This window comes from Inquilinus sp. CAU 1745 (assembly GCF_039839375.1).
GTDB lineage: Bacteria > Pseudomonadota > Alphaproteobacteria > DSM-16000 > Inquilinaceae > JBDOQU01.
Genome location: NZ_JBDOQU010000016.1, coordinates 41,488 through 61,416, shown reverse-complemented (window position 1 = coordinate 61,416; position 19,929 = coordinate 41,488). Strand labels below are relative to the sequence as shown.

23 protein-coding genes are annotated in these 19,929 nt (G+C 67.3%); 21 read left to right on the top strand and 2 right to left on the bottom strand.

What is annotated here, in order from left to right; all coding sequences use genetic code 11:
- Nucleotides 1–220 precede the first annotated feature (220 nt).
- The 6 genes from AAFN89_RS16940 (at nt 221) to AAFN89_RS16915 (ending at nt 5,057) form a co-directional block, all read left to right on the top strand.
- A complete protein-coding gene (locus tag AAFN89_RS16940) occupies nt 221–1,171 on the top strand; it encodes a sulfite exporter TauE/SafE family protein (protein ID WP_347540392.1) in 951 nt (316 codons plus the stop codon).
- Complete coding sequence (locus AAFN89_RS16935) at nt 1,168–1,920, top strand: TIGR02186 family protein (RefSeq protein ID WP_347540391.1); 753 nt, start codon at nt 1,168–1,170, stop codon at nt 1,918–1,920. The genes AAFN89_RS16940 and AAFN89_RS16935 overlap by 4 nt, the downstream gene beginning before the upstream one ends.
- A 22-nt stretch (nt 1,921–1,942) precedes the next feature.
- Entirely contained in the window at nt 1,943–2,443 is a 501-nt protein-coding gene (locus AAFN89_RS16930) for a universal stress protein (protein WP_347540390.1), read from the top strand.
- A 178-nt stretch (nt 2,444–2,621) separates the two neighbouring features.
- A complete protein-coding gene (locus tag AAFN89_RS16925; protein WP_347540389.1) occupies nt 2,622–3,179 on the top strand; it encodes a NifU family protein in 558 nt (185 codons plus the stop codon).
- Between the two features lie 110 nt (nt 3,180–3,289).
- Entirely contained in the window at nt 3,290–4,408 is a 1,119-nt protein-coding gene (locus tag AAFN89_RS16920; RefSeq protein WP_347540388.1) for a glucosaminidase domain-containing protein, read from the top strand.
- Nucleotides 4,409–4,463: 55 nt separating this feature from the next.
- A complete protein-coding gene (locus AAFN89_RS16915; RefSeq protein WP_347540387.1) occupies nt 4,464–5,057 on the top strand; it encodes a malonic semialdehyde reductase in 594 nt (197 codons plus the stop codon).
- 7 nt (nt 5,058–5,064) lie between these two features.
- On the opposite strand, the gene ddpX is transcribed toward AAFN89_RS16915, so the two are convergent.
- Complete coding sequence (gene ddpX / locus AAFN89_RS16910) at nt 5,065–5,619, bottom strand: D-alanyl-D-alanine dipeptidase (protein WP_347540386.1); 555 nt, start codon at nt 5,617–5,619, stop codon at nt 5,065–5,067.
- Between the two features lie 151 nt (nt 5,620–5,770).
- On the opposite strand from ddpX, the gene tsaB reads away from it, so the two are divergent.
- Nucleotides 5,771–6,445 (top strand): tRNA (adenosine(37)-N6)-threonylcarbamoyltransferase complex dimerization subunit type 1 TsaB, encoded by a 675-nt coding sequence (tsaB, locus tag AAFN89_RS16905; protein ID WP_347540385.1) that lies wholly within the window; start codon nt 5,771–5,773, stop codon nt 6,443–6,445.
- Complete coding sequence (rimI, locus tag AAFN89_RS16900; protein ID WP_347540384.1) at nt 6,435–6,923, top strand: ribosomal protein S18-alanine N-acetyltransferase; 489 nt, start codon at nt 6,435–6,437, stop codon at nt 6,921–6,923. Before tsaB ends, rimI begins: the two co-directional genes overlap by 11 nt.
- On the opposite strand, the gene AAFN89_RS16895 is transcribed toward rimI, so the two are convergent.
- Nucleotides 6,903–7,157, bottom strand: coding sequence for a sulfurtransferase TusA family protein (locus tag AAFN89_RS16895; RefSeq protein ID WP_347540383.1), 255 nt, complete (start codon nt 7,155–7,157; stop codon nt 6,903–6,905). The two genes, rimI and AAFN89_RS16895, sit on opposite strands and share 21 nt — an antisense overlap.
- Nucleotides 7,158–7,244: 87 nt before the next feature.
- Between AAFN89_RS16895 and AAFN89_RS16890 the strand changes: the two genes are divergently transcribed.
- The 13 genes from AAFN89_RS16890 to nusA all read left to right on the top strand — a co-directional run bounded on the left by AAFN89_RS16890 (nt 7,245) and on the right by nusA (nt 19,911).
- The gene (locus AAFN89_RS16890) at nt 7,245–7,658 is read left to right on the top strand and encodes a MucR family transcriptional regulator (protein ID WP_347540382.1); all 414 of its coding nucleotides are present in this window, start codon (nt 7,245–7,247) and stop codon (nt 7,656–7,658) included.
- Nucleotides 7,659–7,881: 223 nt separating this feature from the next.
- Entirely contained in the window at nt 7,882–8,715 is an 834-nt protein-coding gene (locus tag AAFN89_RS16885) for a GNAT family N-acyltransferase (protein ID WP_347540381.1), read from the top strand.
- A gap of 24 nt (nt 8,716–8,739) precedes the next feature.
- Nucleotides 8,740–9,549 (top strand): lysophospholipid acyltransferase family protein, encoded by an 810-nt coding sequence (locus tag AAFN89_RS16880; RefSeq protein ID WP_347540380.1) that lies wholly within the window; start codon nt 8,740–8,742, stop codon nt 9,547–9,549.
- 70 nt (nt 9,550–9,619) lie between these two features.
- A complete protein-coding gene (miaB, locus tag AAFN89_RS16875; RefSeq protein WP_347540379.1) occupies nt 9,620–10,993 on the top strand; it encodes a tRNA (N6-isopentenyl adenosine(37)-C2)-methylthiotransferase MiaB in 1,374 nt (457 codons plus the stop codon).
- Nucleotides 10,990–11,973, top strand: coding sequence for a PhoH family protein (locus tag AAFN89_RS16870; RefSeq protein ID WP_347540378.1), 984 nt, complete (start codon nt 10,990–10,992; stop codon nt 11,971–11,973). Before miaB ends, AAFN89_RS16870 begins: the two co-directional genes overlap by 4 nt.
- A complete protein-coding gene (gene ybeY, locus AAFN89_RS16865; RefSeq protein WP_347540377.1) occupies nt 11,970–12,530 on the top strand; it encodes an rRNA maturation RNase YbeY in 561 nt (186 codons plus the stop codon). The genes AAFN89_RS16870 and ybeY overlap by 4 nt, the downstream gene beginning before the upstream one ends.
- The gene (locus tag AAFN89_RS16860) at nt 12,530–13,444 is read left to right on the top strand and encodes a hemolysin family protein (RefSeq protein WP_347540376.1); all 915 of its coding nucleotides are present in this window, start codon (nt 12,530–12,532) and stop codon (nt 13,442–13,444) included. The genes ybeY and AAFN89_RS16860 overlap by 1 nt, the downstream gene beginning before the upstream one ends.
- Nucleotides 13,437–15,026, top strand: a complete 1,590-nt coding sequence (gene lnt / locus AAFN89_RS16855; protein WP_347540375.1) for an apolipoprotein N-acyltransferase — start codon at nt 13,437–13,439, stop codon at nt 15,024–15,026. The genes AAFN89_RS16860 and lnt overlap by 8 nt, the downstream gene beginning before the upstream one ends.
- A gap of 116 nt (nt 15,027–15,142) precedes the next feature.
- Nucleotides 15,143–15,616: a helix-turn-helix transcriptional regulator gene (locus AAFN89_RS16850; RefSeq protein ID WP_347540374.1), complete on the top strand. Its 474-nt coding sequence runs from the start codon at nt 15,143–15,145 to the stop codon at nt 15,614–15,616.
- A 148-nt stretch (nt 15,617–15,764) separates the two neighbouring features.
- On the top strand, nt 15,765–16,934 hold the full coding sequence (gene metK / locus AAFN89_RS16845) for a methionine adenosyltransferase (RefSeq protein ID WP_347540373.1): 1,170 nt from the start codon (nt 15,765–15,767) through the stop codon (nt 16,932–16,934).
- 5 nt (nt 16,935–16,939) lie between these two features.
- The gene (locus tag AAFN89_RS16840; RefSeq protein WP_347540372.1) at nt 16,940–17,632 is read left to right on the top strand and encodes a tRNA (guanine(46)-N(7))-methyltransferase TrmB; all 693 of its coding nucleotides are present in this window, start codon (nt 16,940–16,942) and stop codon (nt 17,630–17,632) included.
- 190 nt (nt 17,633–17,822) lie between these two features.
- A complete protein-coding gene (rimP, locus tag AAFN89_RS16835) occupies nt 17,823–18,341 on the top strand; it encodes a ribosome maturation factor RimP (RefSeq protein ID WP_347540371.1) in 519 nt (172 codons plus the stop codon).
- A gap of 49 nt (nt 18,342–18,390) precedes the next feature.
- Nucleotides 18,391–19,911, top strand: a complete 1,521-nt coding sequence (nusA, locus tag AAFN89_RS16830; protein ID WP_347540370.1) for a transcription termination factor NusA — start codon at nt 18,391–18,393, stop codon at nt 19,909–19,911.
- Nucleotides 19,912–19,929 lie beyond the last annotated feature (18 nt).

Genomic DNA, 19,929 nt, shown 5'->3' with positions numbered 1-19,929 from the left:
GAAGCCGGAATCCACGCCGGAACCGGGGTTCGTAAAGTTTGCTGGCGAAGCAGAAGGTGTGGCCGGAGCGGATTAATCTTATAGCGGATGTAATCCGCGGCGCGGCAATATCCGGGATGATCCCAAGCCATTGTTCAAAAAAGCGTTCGCGGGGTCTTTCAGTCGAATCGCCGCCAAGCTAAGGTGCCGTTAACTCCCGCTCGGGCAAACATAGGCCCCGATGCAGATCTACCTGCCCATCGCCGAAATGTCGGTGAACCTCTTTCTCATCCTGACGATGGGCGGAGCGGTCGGATTCCTGTCCGGCATGTTCGGCGTCGGCGGCGGATTCCTGATGACTCCGCTGCTGATCTTCATCGGCGTGCCGCCGGCGGTCGCGGTCGGAACCCAGTCCAATCAGCTCGTCGCCGCGTCCGTCTCGGGCGTGCTCGCCCACTGGCGCAAGGGCAATGTCGACGTGAAGATGGGCGTGGTCATGCTGGCCGGGTCGACGGTGGGGACGCTGCTGGGCGTGCTGCTGTTCGGCTGGCTGCAGCGGCTGGGCCAGATCGACCTCGTGATCTCGCTCTCCTACATCCTCTTCCTCGGCGTCATCGCGATCCTGATGCTGGTGGAGAGCCTGCGGTCGATGCTCAAGCTGCGCCGCACCACCGGCCAGCGCGGCAAGCTCCACAAGCACAACGCGCTGCACGGCCTGCCGCTGAAGACGCGGTTCCCGAAATCGCGGCTCTACATCTCAGCCCTGCTGCCGCTGGGCATCGGGTTCATCGGCGGCGTCATGGTCGCGATCATGGGGATCGGCGGCGGCTTCTTCCTGGTCCCGGCGATGATCTACGTGCTGGGCATGCCGGCGACGCTGGTCGCCGGAACGTCGCTCTTCCAGGTCATCTTCTCCTCCGCCATCGCCGCCTTCCTCCAGGCCTACCAGAACCAGACGGTCGACCTCCTCCTGGCGCTGATGCTGCTGGCCGGCGGCGTCATCGGGGCGCAGTTCGGCACCCGGGCGGCGAACGTGCTGCGGGGCGACCAGGCGCGCGCCCTGCTGGCCGCACTGGTGCTGGCGGTCTGCCTGAAGCTGAGTTTCGACCTCGTCGCCCCGCCCGATGAGCCCTTCTCGCTCCAGATCGTCACCGCCTTCCTGGCCGGCGCGGATGCCGGGCGGATCGCATGATCGCCCGGCTCTGGCTCTCCGTGCTGCTGGTCGCCTGGGCGGCCGCCGGCGCCCGGCCGGCGTCTGCACAGGATCTGGTGGCCGATTTGTCGAATCATCTGATCGCCATCTCCACCGACTTCACCGGGACGGAGGTGGTGCTGTTCGGCGCGCTGGACGAGCCGGGGGACATCGCCGTGGTGGTGCGGGGCCCGGCGGAGGATGTCGTCGTCCGGGAGAAGGAACGCGTGCTCGGCATCTGGGTGAACACGACCAGCGTCACCTTCCTCGGCGTGCCCAGCTTCTACCGCGTGGCCAGCAGCGTTCCGCTGCCCCAGCTCGCCGACGAGTCGACCCTGCGGCGGCACGGTATCGGGCTCCAGCATCTGCGCCTCGCGGTGGGCGAATCCTCTGACCTCGACGAGGCGGAGGTGTCGGCCTTCCACGACGCGCTCATCCGCTCCCGCCAGCGCGACGGGGTCTTCGGCGTCGGCAGCGGACAGGTGGCGTTTCTCGGCGGGCGGCTCTTCCGGACGCGATTGGACTTTCCCGCCAGCGTCCCGACCGGGCAATATATCGTCAGCGTATATCTTATTCGCGACGGCGCCGTGGTGGACGCCCAGACAACCCCGCTGGTGGTGAGCAAGATCGGCCTGGGCGCCGATATCTACGCCTACGCCCAGCGCCAGGCCGCCGCCTACGGCCTTCTCGCCATCTTCATCGCGGTGGCGGCGGGATGGCTGGCCAGCGTGGTGTTCCGTCGCGGCTGACCCCTTGCCGGAAGGATCCGACATGACCGACACCCCGTCCCAGAGTGCCGGCCGACACGCCTCGAACCGGATATTCCTCGTCGTCATCGACGACAGCGCGGAATGGCGCGCGGCGCTTCGCTTCGCCTGTCGGCGGGCGGAACATACCGGCGGTCGCGTCGCGCTCCTCCATGTTGTGGAGGAGCCGGAGTTTCAGCATTTCATGGCCGTGGAGGAGGTGATCCGCGAGGAGAAGCGCCAGGAGGCCGAACAGAGGCTCCAGAAGGTCGCCAAGGAGGTGAACGAGCTGAACGGACAGATGCCGGTGCTCTATGTCCGCGACGGCGCGACCCATGACGAGCTGCTGAAGCTGATCGACGAGGAGCCGACGATCTCCATCCTGGTGCTGGGCGCCAATCCCGGCAGCGAGGGGCCAGGGCCGCTGATCTCCTATCTGACCGGAAAGCGCATCGGGCAGTTGCGCATCCCGATCACCATTGTCCCCGGCGGGTTGTCGCTGGAGGCCATCGACACGCTGGGCTGAGCTTCAGAAATATTATGAGCCGCCGGTCGCAAGCGGTGGGAATTGAATATTTATTCGCGGATTCCGGCTTTTCGCGCATGGTCGCCATACGCAGGAAGGTCTTGATCTCGCCCTCCATTTTGACCAACTTGCCCGTTAACCTGCCGTTTACGAAGTTGGCAGGCGACGGAGAGCGTTGATGTTTATCCAGACTGAACAGACCCCCAACCCGGCCACCCTGAAGTTCCTTCCGGGCATGTCCGTGCTGGGGTCCGGCACCGCCAATTTCCCCTCGCGCGAGGAAGCGTCGTCGTCGCCGCTGGCCGAGCGTCTTTTTGAGGTTTCCGGCGTGTCGGGCGTCTTCTTCGGCGGCGATTTCATTACGGTCGCCAAAGACGACGACAAGGATTGGTACCTGCTCAAGCCGTCCATCCTCGGGGTCATCATGGAACATTTCACCGCCGGCCGTCCGGTCATGGCGGAGGCGGTGTCCACGACCCCGGAACAGTCCGGATCGGACGACGATGACGAGTTGGTCTCCCAGATCAAGGAGCTCCTGGACACGCGGGTCCGTCCCGCCGTGGCCCAGGACGGGGGTGACATCATCTTTCAGGGGTATGAGGACGGCGTGGTCTACCTGCACATGCAGGGCGCCTGCTCCGGCTGCCCCTCATCGACGATGACTCTGAAGGCGGGTATCGAGAACATGCTGCGCCACTACATCCCTGAAGTTCAGGAGGTCCGCGCCGTCATGTGACGGCCTTTCCCCCCGACAGTCTCCCTTAAAGCCGCGGGCAGACGCGGATTCGACCCCTTGAAGGCCGGGTCCGGGACCGTCCGCCTCGCGCATGCCGAAAGAGATTGCCGATGACGACAATAAGCATAACCCCGCGATGCCGGCGCAGCCGAACGCGGGGCAATCTGGTTCTGTTGACGGTCCTGAGCGCGGGGTTGATCGTCCCCGCCTCGGTCTGGAACAGCGGTATCCTCTCCGGCGGGACCTACGACCCCGCCCGCCCCGTCGCCAGCGACGAGACGGGCGAGCCCGTGGATCCGGCCCCGATCGTCGATGCGGCGCTGCTCCAGCCGGTGGATTTCGAATTCTCCGGCGGGGACGGCGCGGAAGACGTGCTGTCCGGCGTCTTCATCGAGGAACTGGACACCATCAGGCCGTCGCCGATCGACAAGGATTCCGAATCGGTCCTCGAGGTCGGTTCGGTCGAGGATCTGGCGCGGAAGTTCGCCGCCCTCGACTATTCTGTGCAGGAGATCCGCGAAGGCGACGCGCTGGTGCCGCGCGTTTTCGTCGCCTCCTTCCCCGAAGACCTTGACGGCATCGAAACGATCGACCAGCGCAAGAGCCTTTTCTTCAAGACCATGCTGCCGCTGGTCCTGCGCGCCAACGAACAGGTCCAGCATGATCGCTGGCGGCTGCTGGGGCTGCGGGAGCGGATCGAGAACGGCCGCGCCTTGACACGCGACGACCGGCGCTGGCTGGGCGCGCTGGCGGAGGAATACCGGCTGGACGAGGTCGATATCGACGAGCTTCTCCTGCGCGTCGACATCGTGCCGCCCTCGATGGCGCTGGCCCAGGCGGTGGTGGAATCCGGCTGGGGCCGCTCGCGCTTCGCGCAGGAGGCTAACGCCGTCTTCGGACAGATCACCATCGCGGAGACCGGCATCGTGTCGGAGTCCGACGGCCAGCGCTTCGCCTCATTCCCCCAATTGCTGGACGGCACGGAATCCTACGTCCGCAACCTCAACACCCATCGGGCCTATGCGGATTTCCGCGCGCTCAGGGCCCAGCAGCGCGCTTCGGGCGGCAGGCTCGACGGCAGCGAACTGCTCGCCGGCCTTCTGCGCTATTCGGAGCTGGGGCAGGACTACATCAACTATGTCCGCGGCGTGATCGACGATAACGATCTGGCCCAGTTCGACAGGGCGCGCCTCGCCGTTCCGGAAAGCCAGGTGGCCTCGGTCATCTGACCCCCGGTTCTTCCCGGGATGGGCGGCGGGCCGCCGGAAGAAGGACCCGAATGATTTGACCGGAAGCATCGTGACCGACGCGGCGCTGGACCTGCTGTTCCGCGAGGCGCGGACCTATCGCCATTGGCGGGACAAGCCGGTCAGCCCCATCCTGCTGGAGGCGGTCTACGATCTGGCGAAGATGGGTCCGACCAGCGGCAATTGCAGCCCGATGCGGGTGGTGTTCGTGGTCGGTCCGGAAGCCAAGGCGCGGCTGAAGCCCTGCCTGTCGCCCGGCAATGTGGACCAGACCATGGCGGCCCCCGCCACCGCCATCATCGCCCATGACATGGATTTTCCCGACCTCATGCCGCGCCTCTACCGGAAGGAGGATGCGCGGTCCTGGTTCGCCGGGAAGCCCGACCTGATCGCGGAGACCGCCTTCCGGAACGGCAGCCTGCAGGGCGCCTACCTGATCATGGCGGCGCGCGCGCTCGGCCTCGATTGCGGCCCGATGTCCGGCTTCAACAGAGCGAAGACCGACAAGGCCTTCTTCGAAGGTCAAAGCTGGCGGTCGAACTTCCTGGTCAATCTCGGCTACGGGCTGGACGACACGGTCGATCCCCGCGACGACAGGCTGGATTTCGATGAGGCCTGCCGGATCGAGTGACCGGAGGTCAGGCGACCATCGGCCGGTCCAGAACGCTGTCGGACAGAAGCGGGTAGCGCTCCGGATGGGGCAGGTTGAAGTGCCACCATTCCGGATCGTAATGCGCCCATCCGGCCGCGATCATCAGCCCCAGCAACAACCGTCGGTTCCGCTGCGCCGCCGCCGGGACCGAGATGGAGGAATGGCGCGACGCCTCCGCCATCTCGTCGAAGCCCGTGCCCATGTCCAGGATCCGGCCGCCCGGCGTCTCCAGCGTCAAATCGATGGCGACGCCGCGGCCATGGGCGGACCCGAGCCTGGGATCGGCCACGAAGCGCGCGTCCGGCAGCGTCTTCCACAGCAGCCATTGCGCCTCTGGCGGCCGGAAGGCGTCATAGATCCTGAAGCGAAGCCCCAGCGGGCGGGCAAGATCGACCGCGCGGCCCAGCGCCGCCGCGGCATCCGGGTGGAGGTAGGCGCCCGCCCGCCGGTAGATCGCCGCGCCGGTCAGGTTGTCCGGCGTGGCGTAGCGCAGATCGATGCTCACGCCGTGGCTTTCGGCGGTGATCGGCAGAAGGGTCATGGGTCTCGGGAATGCTCGGGGTGCGGGGACAGGCGATTCGCTGCTATGACTTTAGACCCTGGTGGTCTGATCGTAACGCTTGGTTCCCAAGCGTTACGTGAATCAGTCCACCAATTTGTTGACTAGTCCCTGAACAAGGCATGAAGCGCGCGTGATCGTCCTGGCCATCGATACCGGCGGAGCGGCCTGCTCCGTCGCCCTTCTCCGTCACGATGCTGTCCTGGCGCGCGATGTGCGCCCGATGGCGCGCGGCCATTCCGAGGCGTTGACGCCTCAGATCGCCGGAGCCCTGGCCGATGCTGGTCTCGGCTTCGCCGATATCGGGCTGATCGGCGTGACCACCGGGCCCGGCGCCTTTACCGGCCTGCGGATCGGGCTGGCCGCCGCCGGCGGGCTCGGCCTCGCCACCGGCGCGCCGATCGTCGGAATCTCCAGCTTCGATGCGGTCGCCGCCGCTGTGCCGGACGGCCCCAACCCGCTCCTGGTGGTGATCGAGAGCAAGCGGGAGGAGCTTTTCGCCCAGACCTATCGGCCCGATGGCGGGCGCGAGGGCGGTCCGCTCTGCCTTGCGCCCGATGCGATAGACCAGGCAGCGCCACAGGGGAGGGTGCGGTTGGCCGGCGACGGCGCCGCCCGGTTCCTGGAGAAGGTCGTGCAACCTGATCGTTACGAAATCGTTCCAAACTCCGATATGGTCGACCCCTCGGTGATCGCAAGGCTGGCGCTGGCCGGTGCCGGCCGGGCGCAGGCGGACCCGCCGCCGCCCGACTATCTGCGTCCGCCCGATGCCGTTCCGGCCAGGCCGGCCCGCGCCCGTGCTTCCTGACCCGGCCGCCGGAGCGCTGCGCCCGATCGGCCCGTTCGATCCGGGGCCGCTCGCCAGCCTGCACGCCCGGTGCTTCGACGCCGGGTGGAGCGAGGATTCCTTCGCGCGGCTGCTGGCGGGGCCGGACGGTTTCGGGTTCTGGATGATGGGGGCGGCGGACGCCCCTTCAGGGTTCGTCCTGGCCAGGGTCGCGGCGGAGGAATCGGAGATTCTGACCATCGCCGTCGATCCCGCCTTGCGGAAGCGGGGGACCGGCCGCCGCCTCATGGAAGCCGCGATGGATGAGGCCGCCTCGCGCGGCGCGGCGGAGATGTTCCTGGAGGTCGCGGAGACGAACGGGCCGGCGCTGGCGCTCTATCGGCGCTGCGGCTTCCGGTACGTCGGCAGGCGGCGCGAATATTATGAAGGGCCGAATGGAAAACTGGATGCGCTGATCCTCAAACGCGTGCTGGCGGGCTCAACGCTTGCGGATCCGTAAACGATAGCAACCCTCCGGCGTCGCTTCATCTTCCACGTACATGCCCAATACGTCGTGTCCCAGTTCCAGGGCGGACCTTGGCACGTTCTCGCGCGGCTCATGGCCTTGCAGCCGCACCTCCAGAATTTTGCCCGGCTCCATCCGTTCCAGAAGCAGTTTGGTCCGCACAAAGGTAAAGGGGCATACCTCTTGGGAGATATCCAGGAAGTAATCCGCGTCCTTTAGCTGCGACATCGGTTTCTCTTCTTTTGTGTCACCGGTTATTGAAATAGCTTGGTGAAGCACTTATAAATTTAGGCAGAAAAAATTGGAGCCTAGGTGATGACCAGCCAAACCCCGTCGAGCGAACTGCTGTCCCTGACCAGCCAGATCGTTTCGGCGCATGTCGGCAACAATTCGGTCCCGACATCCGATCTTCCGCAATTGATCGAACATGTCTACCGGACATTGGCCGGCATCGGCACGGAGCCGCCGCCGCAGCCCGAACGGCCGCAGCCTGCCGTGCCCGTGAAGAAATCCGTCACTCCCGACTACATCGTCTGCCTGGAGGACGGCAAGCAGCTCAAGATGCTGAAGCGGCATCTGAAGACGGCCTACGACATGACGCCGGAGGAATACCGCGAGCGTTGGAACCTGCCGTCCGACTATCCGATGGTCGCCCCGAACTATGCCCGCCAGCGCAGCCGACTGGCCAAGCAGATCGGCCTCGGCACCCGCGCTCGCAAGGGCGATTGAGGTATCCCGGCCGCCGACCCCGTGGCGGCTGTCCCGCTTTCCCGCTATAATCGTTCCGCGCGCCCGCATGGGGTTTCCCCCGCGGACGGCGGCGCGAAGCCGGAATGGCCGCCGGGCCGTTGTCACGAATCCTTAGCTAAGCTTTCATTGCCCCGGACAGTCCGACTTTGTTAGAGGGGGTCGAAAGGGGCCGAGCCGGCCCGCTCAGGCGAATGCAGGGACGATGGCAGAAACGACCCCGGTAGGGGATTATGGCTGGAGCTTCCGCGCCGGCAGCCTGGAGGTCAGGCTGGCCCGGACGGCGCCGGAGGTGGAGGCCGCCCAGTCCCTCCGCTACGACATCTTCTATGGCGAGATGTCGGCCAAGCCGTCCTTCGAGATGGCCGCCCGGAAACGCGATTTCGACGTCTATGACGCGGTCGCCGACCATCTGCTGGTGATCGATCACGAGCGGGGGCCGGGCGCGGACGGCGTCGTCGGCACCTACCGGCTGATCCGGCGGGAGGCGGCCGGGCGGATCGGTTCGTTCTATTCCGCCGGCGAATACGACATTGCGACCCTGCTGCGCTATCCGGGCGAGATCCTGGAACTGGGCCGGTCCTGCGTCCATGCGGATTTCCGCACCGGCCAGACCATGCAGCTTTTGTGGCGGGGGATCGCCGCCTACGTCTTCCAATACGATATCGAACTGATGTTCGGCTGCGCCAGCATTCCCGGCGTCACGCCCGAAGCGGTCTCGCTGCCGCTTTCCTACCTCTATCACTATCATCTGGCGCCGCCGGCGCTCAGGCCGAAGGCCCTGATCGAGCGCTACGTGCCGATGAACCGGCTGCGCGTCGACGACATCGACCGGCGGGCGGCGCTCGCGGCGCTGCCGCCGCTCATCAAAGGCTATCTCCGCCTCGGCGGGCTGGTCGGCGACGGCGCGGTCGTCGACCATCAGTTCAACACCACCGACGTGTGCGTCGTTGTGAAGACCGATCTGGTGACGGAGAAATATTACCGTCACTACGAAAAGCGCGAACGAAGGCCGGTCCTGGCCTATCAGCGTCTCTGATCCCGGAGGGGCGTCGCCGTTCCGATGGGGTCTCCGCTTCTGGGAAGCTGCCGGCTCGCCGTCTATCTGGCATGGACGGCGCTTCTGATCCCCATCCAGGCGGTGGCGGTCTGGGCGCGGCTGGGCTTCGTCCGCGACCGGCTGCCGCTTCTCTACCATCGCGCCTGCTGCCGCATCGTCGGGCTGGATCTGGAGGTCGAGGGCGCACGCTCGACCGTCCGGCCGACCCTCTTCATCAGCAACCATTCCTCCTATCTGGACATCATGGTGCTGGGCGCGCTGATCGAAGGCAGCTTCGTCGCCAAGACGGAGGTCGGCACCTGGCCGCTGTTCGGCCTGCTGGCGAAGCTCCAGCGCAGCGTCTTCGTCGACCGCCGGGCGCGCAACGCCGACCGGGATCGAAACGAGGTACGGGAAAGGCTGGAGGCGCGGGACAATCTGATCCTGTTTCCCGAAGGCACGTCCAGCGACGGCAACCGGACGCTGCCCTTCAAGACCGCCCTCTTCGCCGTGGCGTCGATGGAGGTGGATGGCAAGCCGATCCAGCTCCAGCCGGTGTCGGTCACGGCCACGCGCCTGGACGGCATTCCGCTCGGCCGGGCGCTCAGGCCCTGCTACGCCTGGTATGGCGACATGGACCTCGCGCCGCATCTCTGGGAGATGGTGAAGCTGGGGCGGTTGCGGGTCTCCGTGCGCTTCCACCCGCCGGTCGCGCTGGAAGGGTTCGCCGGGCGCAAGGCGCTGGCCGACCATTGCTGGCGGACGATCGCCGGGGGCGTCGCGGACGCCAATGCGGGGGTCGGGGCGAGAATCGAATCGGCCTCGCGGTCTTGATTTCCCACGGGATTCGGGTCATGTGGGGGAGGCGCGCCCGTACCGGGCGCCGGTTGATCGCGGACGGGCGGTGACAAAGAAGCTTTTCATCAAGACCTATGGCTGCCAGATGAACGTCTACGACTCCGCCCGGATGGCGGATGTCCTGGCGCCTCTGGGCTATGTCGCGACGCCGGCCCCCGAAGATGCCGACATGGTGATCCTCAACACCTGCCATATCCGCGAGAAGGCGACGGAGAAGGTGTTCTCCGAACTGGGCCGGCTGCGTGAACAGCGGCGCGACCGGAAGGCTTCCGGCCAGGACATGATCATCGCCGTCGCCGGCTGCGTCGCCCAGGCGGAGGGCGAGGAGATCATGGCCCGCGCCCCCTATGTCGACATGGTGTTCGGCCCGCAGACCTATCACGCCCTGCCGGAGATGGTCGCCCAGGCGACAAGGCGGACCGGCGGCGTGCTCAACACTGATTTCCCGCTGGAAAGCAAGTTCGACCATCTGCCGGAGGAAAGCGCAGGCCAGGGCGTCTCGGCCTTCCTGTCGGTTCAGGAAGGCTGCGACAAGTTCTGCACCTTCTGCGTCGTGCCCTACACGCGCGGGGCGGAATATTCCCGGACGCCGGAACAGATCCTGGCCGAGGCGCGGCGGCTGGTCGCCGGCGGCGCGCGGGAGATCACGCTTCTGGGGCAGAACGTCAACGCCTTCCACGGGCAGGCGGCGGACGGGACCGTCTGGGGGCTGGGCCGGCTGATCCGCGAGATGGCCGGGATCGCGGGGCTGGAACGCATCCGCTACACCACCTCCCACCCCCGCGACATGGATGACGATCTGATCGCCGCCCATGGCGAGGTGCCGCAGCTCATGCCGTTCCTCCATCTGCCGGTGCAGAGCGGATCCGACCGCATCCTGGCCGCGATGAACCGCAAGCATGGCGCGGACGATTATCGCCGGGTCGTCGACCGGTTGCGCGCCGCCCGGCCGGATCTCGCGCTCTCCTCGGATTTCATCGTCGGCTTCCCCGGCGAGACCGACCGCGATTTCGCCGACACGCTCAGGCTCGTCACCGATATCGGCTACGCCCAGGCCTACAGCTTCAAATACAGCGCCCGCCCCGGCACGCCGGCTTCCGGCATGGACGGCCAGGCGCCTGAATCGGCGAAGTCGGACCGGCTGGCGGCGCTCCAGCAGCTTCTGAACGAGCAGCAGATCGCCTTCAACCGATCGACGGTCGGACGGACGATCCCTGTGCTGCTCGACCGGCGGGGCAAGCGGGAGGGCCAGCTCGTCGGCCGCAGCCCGCACATGCAATCCGTTTACCTGACCGCCCCGGACCGGCTTTTCGGGACGGTCGCCGAAGTCTGTATCACGGACGCGTTCGCCAACAGCCTGACCGGCGGCATCGTCACCGGCAAACATGTCCACCAGCCGATGGAGCGGCTTTCCGCGTGACGGATCTGGCCGACAGAAGCATCTCAGTCGCGTTCGATGATAACCGGCTGGTCCCCCTGCTCTATGGGGAGCACGACACCAACCTCCTGCGGATCGAACACCAGCTCGGCGTCTCCCTTGCCTCGCGCGGCAACCAGGTCACGATCCGGGGCGGCGAGGGCGCGGCCGACCGGGCGCTGCTGGTGCTCAACACCCTCTGGGAACGGCTGGGGAGGGGACTTCCCGTGGCCGCGGCCGATGTCGACACGGTGATCCGCTTCGCCGAGGAGGGCGGGGGCGCGCCCGACGCGCTGAAACGGTCGGAGGTCGGCGTCCGGACGAAGCGGCGCGTGGTGACCGCCCGCAGCGGCAACCAGGCAAGCTATATCGAGGCGCTGGAAAGCCACGACCTGGTCCTGGGGCTGGGCCCCGCCGGCACCGGCAAGACCTATCTGGCGGTCGCCCAGGCCGTCGCCATGCTGATCGCCGGCCGCGTCGACCGGATCATCCTCTCCCGCCCGGCGGTGGAGGCGGGGGAAAGGCTGGGCTTCCTGCCCGGCGATCTGAAAGAGAAGGTCGATCCCTATCTGCGGCCGCTCTACGACGCGCTGCACGACATGCTGCCGCCCGATCAGGTGGCCAAGCATATGGAGACCGGCGTCATCGAGATCGCGCCGCTCGCCTTCATGCGCGGCCGCACCCTGTCCAACGCCTATGTGATCCTGGACGAAGGCCAGAACGCGACGGCCATGCAGATGCGCATGTTCCTGACCCGGTTGGGCGAGAACAGCCGCATGGTCGTGACCGGCGATATCAGCCAGATCGACCTGCCGCCGGGCGTGAAGTCCGGCCTGAAGGAGGCGATCGAGATCCTCGACGGGGTGGAGGGCGTCGCCTTCGTCCGCTTCGACCATCGCGACGTGGTCCGCCACGCACTGGTCACCCGCATCGTCCGCGCCTATGACGCGCTGGACCGAAAGCGGCGGGAAGGCTCGCCGTGACGGCCGCTTTCGCCGACCGCCTCGATCTCGCCGTGACGGTCGAGGATGATCGCTGGCGGGAGATGCTGGGCGAGGACGCCGAAGGCCTGGTCACGCCGTTCGTCATCGCTGCGCTGGAGGCAGGCGACGCGGCGGAGGAAGAGGTGGAGATCGGCATCGCCTTCGCCGACGATGAGAGGGTGCGGGTCCTCAACCGCGACTATCGCGGCAAGGACAAGCCGACCAACGTCCTGTCCTTCGCGCTTACCGAGGGGGAGGAAACGCCGGCCCCCATGGGCGGTCCGGTGATGCTGGGCGACCTGGTCCTGGCGCGCGAGACAGTGCTTCGCGAAGCCGCCGAGCAGGGCAAGGCCCCACGGGACCATGCGGTCCATCTGATCGTCCATGGCGTTTTGCATCTTCTCGGTTATGATCATCTCACCGACGCCGACGCCCTCCTGATGGAGCGGACGGAAGCGGCGGTATTGGCGCGGTTCGGCCTTGCCGACCCTTACGCCGAAGTCGGCCCGACGGAAGGCGCTCGCGCCGCCCCGACAGCCCCATCCCAACGACGGTAATGACCGATACATCTGTCAGTCGACCGCCCCGCCAGAGCGGGGCCGAACAATCCTCCCAGACACTGCCGGGCCTGTTCCGCACCTGGCTCCGGGCGTCGCTCCGGGGCAAATCGGAGGCCAACTGGCGCAACACGATCGAAGAGCTGATCGAGGATGGCGGCGAACCGGACGTTCCGGCGGCCGTGCATGAGCGGATGCTTCTCTCCAACATCCTGCGGCTCAAGGATCTGACCGCCTACGACGTGATGATACCGCGCGCCGACATCACGGCGCTGGAGGTCGACACGCCGGCCGAGGAGATCGCGGCCATCCTGTCGCGCAACGCCCACAGCCGCGTCCCGGTCTATCGGGAATCGCTCGACGACGTGATCGGGATGCTGCACATCAAGGACGTGCTGGCCCGCATCGCGTCGGGCGAACCTTTGCGCCTCCAGGAATTGCTGCGCGACGTTCTGATCATCGCGCCGTCGATGCCGATCCTGGACCTGTTGCTGGAGATGCGGGAGAACCGCCAGCACATGGCGCTGGTGGTCGACGAATTCGGCGGCATCGACGGGCTGATCACGATCGAGGATCTGGTCGAGGAGATCGTGGGCGAGATCGAGGACGAACACGACATCGACGAGGCGCCCCGGATGGCCGAACGGCCGGACGGCAGCTTCGTCGCCGATGCGCGCCTGCCGATCGAGGAGTTCGAGGACAAGGTCGGCGCCATCCTGGAGGAGGATGAACGGGAGGACATCGACACGCTGGGAGGCCTCGTCTTCTCCATGGCCGGCCGGATTCCGGCGCGCGGCGAATTGCTGCGCCACGCCCGCGGCCTGGAATTCGAGGTGATGGACGCCGACCCGCGCCGCATCCGCCGCCTCCGCGTGCGCCGCACCGAGCCCGAGATCGCCGTCGACGATGCCTGACCACGCCGCGCCGGCCGGCGCTTCCCGCCGGTCGGCGACAACCGCCGGCCGCCTGCGTACGCGGATCGCCGCGCTCACCGGCTGGCGGCGTCATGCCGCCGCGATCGCGCTGGGGGCGGTGGCGGCGCTCGCCATGCCGCCCTTCTGCGCCGCGCCGCTGCTGCTGGTCGCCTTCCCGGGCCTTCTCTTCCTGCTGGACGGGGCGGAGCGGGGCCGGGCCGCCTTCGCGATCGGCTGGTCCTTCGGCTTCGGCTTCTTCGTCGCCGGCCTCTACTGGATCGCCTGGGCGCTCACCGTCGACCTGGCGCGCTTCTTCTGGCTGATCCCGTTCGCCGTCGCCGGCCTGCCGGCGCTGCTGGGGATCTTCACCGGGCTCGCCCTCTGGCTGCTCCACGGGCTTCGGCTCCAGGGCGTCTCGCGGGTGCTGGCCTTCGCGGTGCTGTGGACGCTGGCGGAATATCTGCGTGGCCACATCCTGACGGGGTTCCCCTGGAACCTGATCGGCTATAGCTGGGTCGGCTGGATTCCGGTGCTGCAGAGCGTCGCCTGGATCGGGATATATGGGTTGAGCGCCCTCACCGTCGCGGCGATGGCGATGCCGGCGGCGATCGGCCGTCGCGGCGGCGGCGTGGCGACGGCGCTGGGGCTGCTCCTGTTCGCCGGCCTCTCGGTCGCCGGCTGGCTGCGCCTCCAGGACGCCACCACCGCGACGGTGGAAGGGGTTCGGCTGCGGCTGGTGCAGCCCGCTACCTCCCAGGCCGACAAATGGAACCCCGACCTCTGGCCGCAGATCTTCCAGCAGCATCTGGCGTTGAGCGCGCGGCCGGCGACGCAGCCGGTGACCCATATCATCTGGCCGGAAACCTCCGTCCCCTATTTCCTCAGCCGCGACGCCCATGCGCGGGAGGCGATCGCGCGGGTGGTTCCCGATGACGGGCTGGTGATCGCCGGCGCGCCGCGGATCGTGGAGAGCGGCGGTCCGGTCCAGTACTTCAACAGCCTGGCCGCGATCGACGGGGCGGGCGCGGTGGTCGGAACCTATGACAAGTTCCATCTGGTGCCGTTCGGGGAGTACGTCCCCTTCCGCTCGGTCCTGCCGATCGACAAGATCACCTCCGGGACCACCGATTTCTCGGCTGGCCCCGGTCCCCGGACGCTTGAGCTGCCCGGCCTGCCGCCGGTCAGCCCGCTGATCTGCTATGAGGTCATCTTCCCCGGCGAGGTGACGGCGGAAGGCGAAGACGCCGTTCGGCCGGCCTGGCTGCTCAACCTGACGAACGACGCCTGGTATGGACAGACGGCGGGTCCGCATCAGCATTTCGCCATCGCCCGCACCCGCGCGGTGGAGGAAGGGCTCCCGCTGGTCCGGGCGGCGACCACGGGGATCAGCGGCGTGGTCGACGCCTATGGCAGGGTGACGGCCCGGCTGGGGCTGGGCGAACAGGGCGTCCTGGACGCCGACCTGCCGGTCGCGCTCGCGGAGCCTACGCTCTACGCCCGGTTCGGCGACCGCGGGTTGTGGCTGTTGCTGGCCTTGTTCTCGGTCGCCGCGATCGGTCTGCGCCGCCTTGGCCGCGCTTGAGCCTCATCTCTTGCAAAAGGCTAGGCAAAAGGCTGGCCTGCCGGCTTGAAACGCCGTAATACAGCATACGACCGTATGACGGATTTCGCTGGCGACATCATCAGAGAGCTTCCGCATTGACATCCGAACCTCCCAGGAGAAAGGCCGGCCGGCCGCGGCTCGGCACGCCCAATCCCGTCGACATCCATGTCGGAAGCCGTGTCCGCCTGCGCCGTACGCTTCTGGGGATGAGCCAGGAGAAGCTGGGCGATGCGCTGGGACTGACCTTCCAGCAGGTACAGAAGTACGAGCGCGGGGCCAACCGCATCGGCGCCAGCCGCCTGTTCGATCTGAGCCGCGTGCTCGACGTACCGGTCAGCTATTTCTTCGACGAAGCGCCGGCCGGCCCGGCTCCTGCCGCCGCGCCGGGCCTGGCGGAGGAGCCGGCGCCCTATGCCCATGAGCTGGACCCCATGGCCAAGCGGGAAACGCTGGAGCTGGTCCGCGCCTATTACCGCATCACCGATCCGGCGATCCGCAAGCGCCTTTTCGACCTGACCCGGACCATCGCCGGCGCTCATCGCGGCGATCCGGAGGACAGCCGCGGCTGACGGCTGCCCCCTCGGTTCGGCTTTTCCCGGCGGCTTTTCCCATAAGCTTTTCATTGACCGTCCGCCGCTTCCTTGCAAGAAACGGCGGATTGCGCGCCATGGAACCGCCGCCAATCCCGCTTCCGACCGTCAGAATGAAGGGCCCGCCGTGCGTCAGGGAAACTACGTCTTCACCAGCGAATCCGTGTCCGAAGGCCATCCGGACAAGGTCTCCGACCGGATTTCCGACGCCATCGTCGACACCTTCCTGACCGCCCAGCCGGAAGCGCGCGTGGCGGTCGAGACCCTGTGCACGACCAACCACATCGTCATCGCCGGCGAGGTAAGGGGTCCCGAGGCCGTGACCGCCCGGGTGATGGAGGATGTCGCCCGGCAGGCGGTCAAGGAGATCGGCTACGAGCAGGGCGGTTTCCACTGGCGGGACGCGAAGGTGGACGTGCTGGTCCATCAGCAGTCGGCGGACATCGCCCAGGGCGTCGACGCGCTGGGCAACAAGGATGAGGGCGCGGGCGACCAGGGCATCATGTTCGGCTACGCCTGCCGGGAGACCGACGCCTTCATGCCGGCGCCGATCCATTTCGCCCATTCGATCCTGAAGAGCCTGGCCGAGGCGCGCCATTCCGGGGCGCAGCCCAATCTCGGCCCCGACGCCAAGAGCCAGGTCAGCCTGCGCTATGTCGACGGCAAGCCGATCGGCGCGACCTCGGTCGTGGTCTCCACCCAGCATGCCGACGGGCTGGACCAGGACGAGATCCGGGAAATCGTGCGTCCCCACGTCGTCAACGTCCTGCCCGACGGCTGGATGTGCCCGGAGGACCAGTTCTACGTCAACCCGACCGGCCGGTTCGTGATCGGTGGCCCGGACGGCGACGCCGGCCTCACCGGACGCAAGATCATCGTCGACACCTATGGCGGGGCGGCCCCCCATGGCGGCGGCGCGTTCTCCGGCAAGGACCCGACCAAGGTCGACCGCTCGGCAGCCTATGCCGCCCGCTACCTGGCCAAGAACGTGGTAGCGGCCGGGCTGGCCGACCGCTGCACCATCCAGCTCAGCTACGCCATCGGCGTGTCGGAGCCGCTGTCGGTCTATATCGACACCCACGGCACCGGCAAGGTGGACGAGGACCGGCTGTCGGGCACGCTCCGGGGACTGATGGATCTCAGGCCGCGCGGCATCCGCACCCATCTCGGCCTCAACCGGCCGATCTATGCCCGCACCGCCGCCTACGGGCATTTCGGGCGCACCCCGGAAGCCGATGGCGGCTTCTCCTGGGAACGGCTCGATCTCGTCGACCCGCTGAAAAGCGCCTACGCGTAGCCTCCATGTCGGGGACCGGACAGCCGGCCGCGCGCCGGCTCTACGGCCGCCGCCAGGGACGGAAGCTGCGGACCGGGCAGGCGGCGCTGCTGGACGACGTCCTGCCGCGTCTCCGCATCGCCCTGCCCGACCCGCCGGTGACGCTCGACCCTGCGGCGCTCTTCCCCCGGCCGGTCGACGATCTGTGGCTGGAGATCGGGTTCGGCGGCGGCGAGCATCTCTCCTGGCAGGCGGACCGGAACAGGAATGTCGGCCTCATCGGCTGCGAGCCCTTCATCAACGGCATCTCCACCCTCCTGCGGGATGTCGAGGCGCTGGGGCTGGACAATGTCCGCATCCATCCCGACGACGCCCGGCCGCTGATCGAGGCGCTGCCAGACGGCTGCGTCGGGCGGACCTTCCTCCTGTTCGCCGATCCGTGGCCGAAGGCGCGCCATCACAAGCGCCGTTTCATCCAGCCCGAAACGCTGGACGTCCTGGCCCGCATCCTGCGCAGCGGGGCGGAACTGCGCCTGGCCAGCGACAATCCGGGGCTGGTCGACTGGATGCTGTTCCACACCAGGCGGCATCCCGCCTTCCGCTGGACCGCCGAACGCCCCGCCGACTGGCGGACCCGCCCCGCCGACTGGCCCGCCACCCGCTACGAGAAGAAACGCCTGCACGGCGTCCCCGCCTTCCTCCGCTTCGTGCGACGGTGATATCGGTCATCTCGAAAACGGTTGCGGCGGATCGTGAACTGGCTATAGTGCGCCTCCAACATCCCATAACGGTCCCGTCCTGGTGGCTGGACTGATAGAAGGGTGGGCCGGCGGCCCGCCTTTTTTCATTTTGGGGAAAATTCATCGCCGCGCCCGCCCGCGCGGCCGGAAACTTCGCGAACGCCCGCCCATGGATCGTACGGACAAAGTCGGCGCCATCATCGCCCCCTCGCTCGAGGCCATGGGGTATGAGCTGGTGCGCGTCCATATGACCGGCGGCATGCGCCCGACCCTCCAGATCATGGCGGAGCGGGCCGACCGGGCGGAGATGACCGTGGAACATTGCGCGGAGATCAGCCGCGCGGTTTCGGCCCTTCTGGACGTGGAGGACCCGATCCGGGAAGCCTACACGCTGGAGGTCTCCTCGCCGGGAATCGACCGGCCGCTGACGCGGTTGGACGATTTCGACCGGTTCGCGGGGTTCGAGGCGCGGGTCGAAAGCCGGGTCGCCGTCGAGGGCCGCAAGCGGTTCCGCGGCAAGCTGCACGGCACGGAAGGGCGCGAGATCAAGATAGAGGTCGAAGCGCCGGCCGAAGGTCCCGAAGCCGAGACCGCCCCGGCCGTGGCGCGGGTGCCGTTCGACGAGATCGTGCGCGCCAAGCTGGTGTTGACGGATGAACTGATCGCCGCCTCCGGCGGTCACGGCTGACGGGCTTCCCCGTCGGCCAGGGAAATAAAGGAAGTCGGGTCAGGATCCCATGGAACTGCTGCAAGTCGCTGACGCGGTCGCCCGCGAGAAGAATATCGAGCGCGATGAAGTGCTGCTCGCCATGGAGCAGGCGATTCAGAAGGCCGGCCGCTCCAAATACGGGCTGGAGCACGATATCCGCGCCCATATCGACCGCAAGTCGGGCGAGATCCAGCTTACCCGCTATCTGGAGGTCGCCGATCCGGTGGAGGACGACGCCACCCAGATCTCGCTCAAGGAAGCGCGCTCCATCAAGGAGGACGCCAATGTCGGCGACTTCCTGACCGACGCGCTGCCGCCGATCGATTTCGGACGCATCGCCGCCCAGACCGCCAAGCAGGTGATCGTCCAGAAGGTCCGCGAGGCCGAGCGCAAGCGTCAGTACGAGGAGTACAAGGACCGCGTCGGCGAGATCGTCAACGGGCTGGTCAAGCGGGTGGAATACGGCAACGTCACCGTCGACCTCGGCCGCGCCGAGGCGATCCTGCGCCGCGACGAGCTGCTGCCGCGCGAGCATTTCAAGGTCGGGGACAGGGTGCGGTCCTACATCTTCGACGTGCGGCAGGAACCACGCGGGCCGCAGATCTTCATGTCGCGCTCCCATCCGCAATTCATGGCGAAGCTGTTCTCCATGGAGGTGCCGGAGATTTATGACGGCATCATCGAGATCAAGGCGGTCGCCCGCGACCCCGGCTCCCGCGCCAAGATCGCCGTCATCAGCCACGACAATTCGATCGATCCGGTCGGCGCCTGCGTCGGCATGCGCGGCAGCCGCGTCCAGGCGGTCGTCGGCGAATTGCAGGGCGAGAAGATCGACATCATTCCCTGGTCGCCGGAAGCCGCCACCTTCATCGTCAACGCCCTGGCCCCTGCGGAGGTCAGCAAGGTGGTGCTGGACGACGAGCAGCGGCGGATCGAGGTGGTGGTCCCCGACGAGCAGCTTTCGCTGGCCATCGGCCGGCGCGGGCAGAATGTCCGCCTCGCCTCGATGCTGACCGGCTGGGAGATCGACATCCTGACGGAGGCCGAGGAGAGCGAGCGTCGGATCGAGGAGACGCGCCAGCGCAGCCAGCTCTTCATGGATGCGCTTGATGTCGACGACGTGATTGCCCATCTGCTGGTCGCGGAAGGCTTCACGGGGCTGGAGGAAATCGCCTTCGTGCCTCTGGAGGAACTGACCGAAATCGAGGGTTTCGACGAGGATATCGCGGCCGAACTCCAGAACCGCGCCCAGACCTATCTGGAGACCCGGGCCCGCGCCGATGAGGAGCGGGCGGGCGAGCTCGGCGTTTCCGACGAGCTCAAGGCTCTCGACGGGCTGACGCCGGCGATGCTGGTGAAGCTGGGCGAGGCCGAAATCAGGACGCTCGACGATCTGGGCGATCTGGCGAGCGACGAGCTGATCGAGATCGTCGGCCAGGGCACGATGGACGAGGCCGCCGCCAACGAGGTCATCATGGCCGCGCGGGCGCACTGGTTCGAGGATGACGAAACCCCGGCCGCCCCGGAGGCGGCCTCGGAATCGGCCTGATCCGGGACCAGGGAGCGG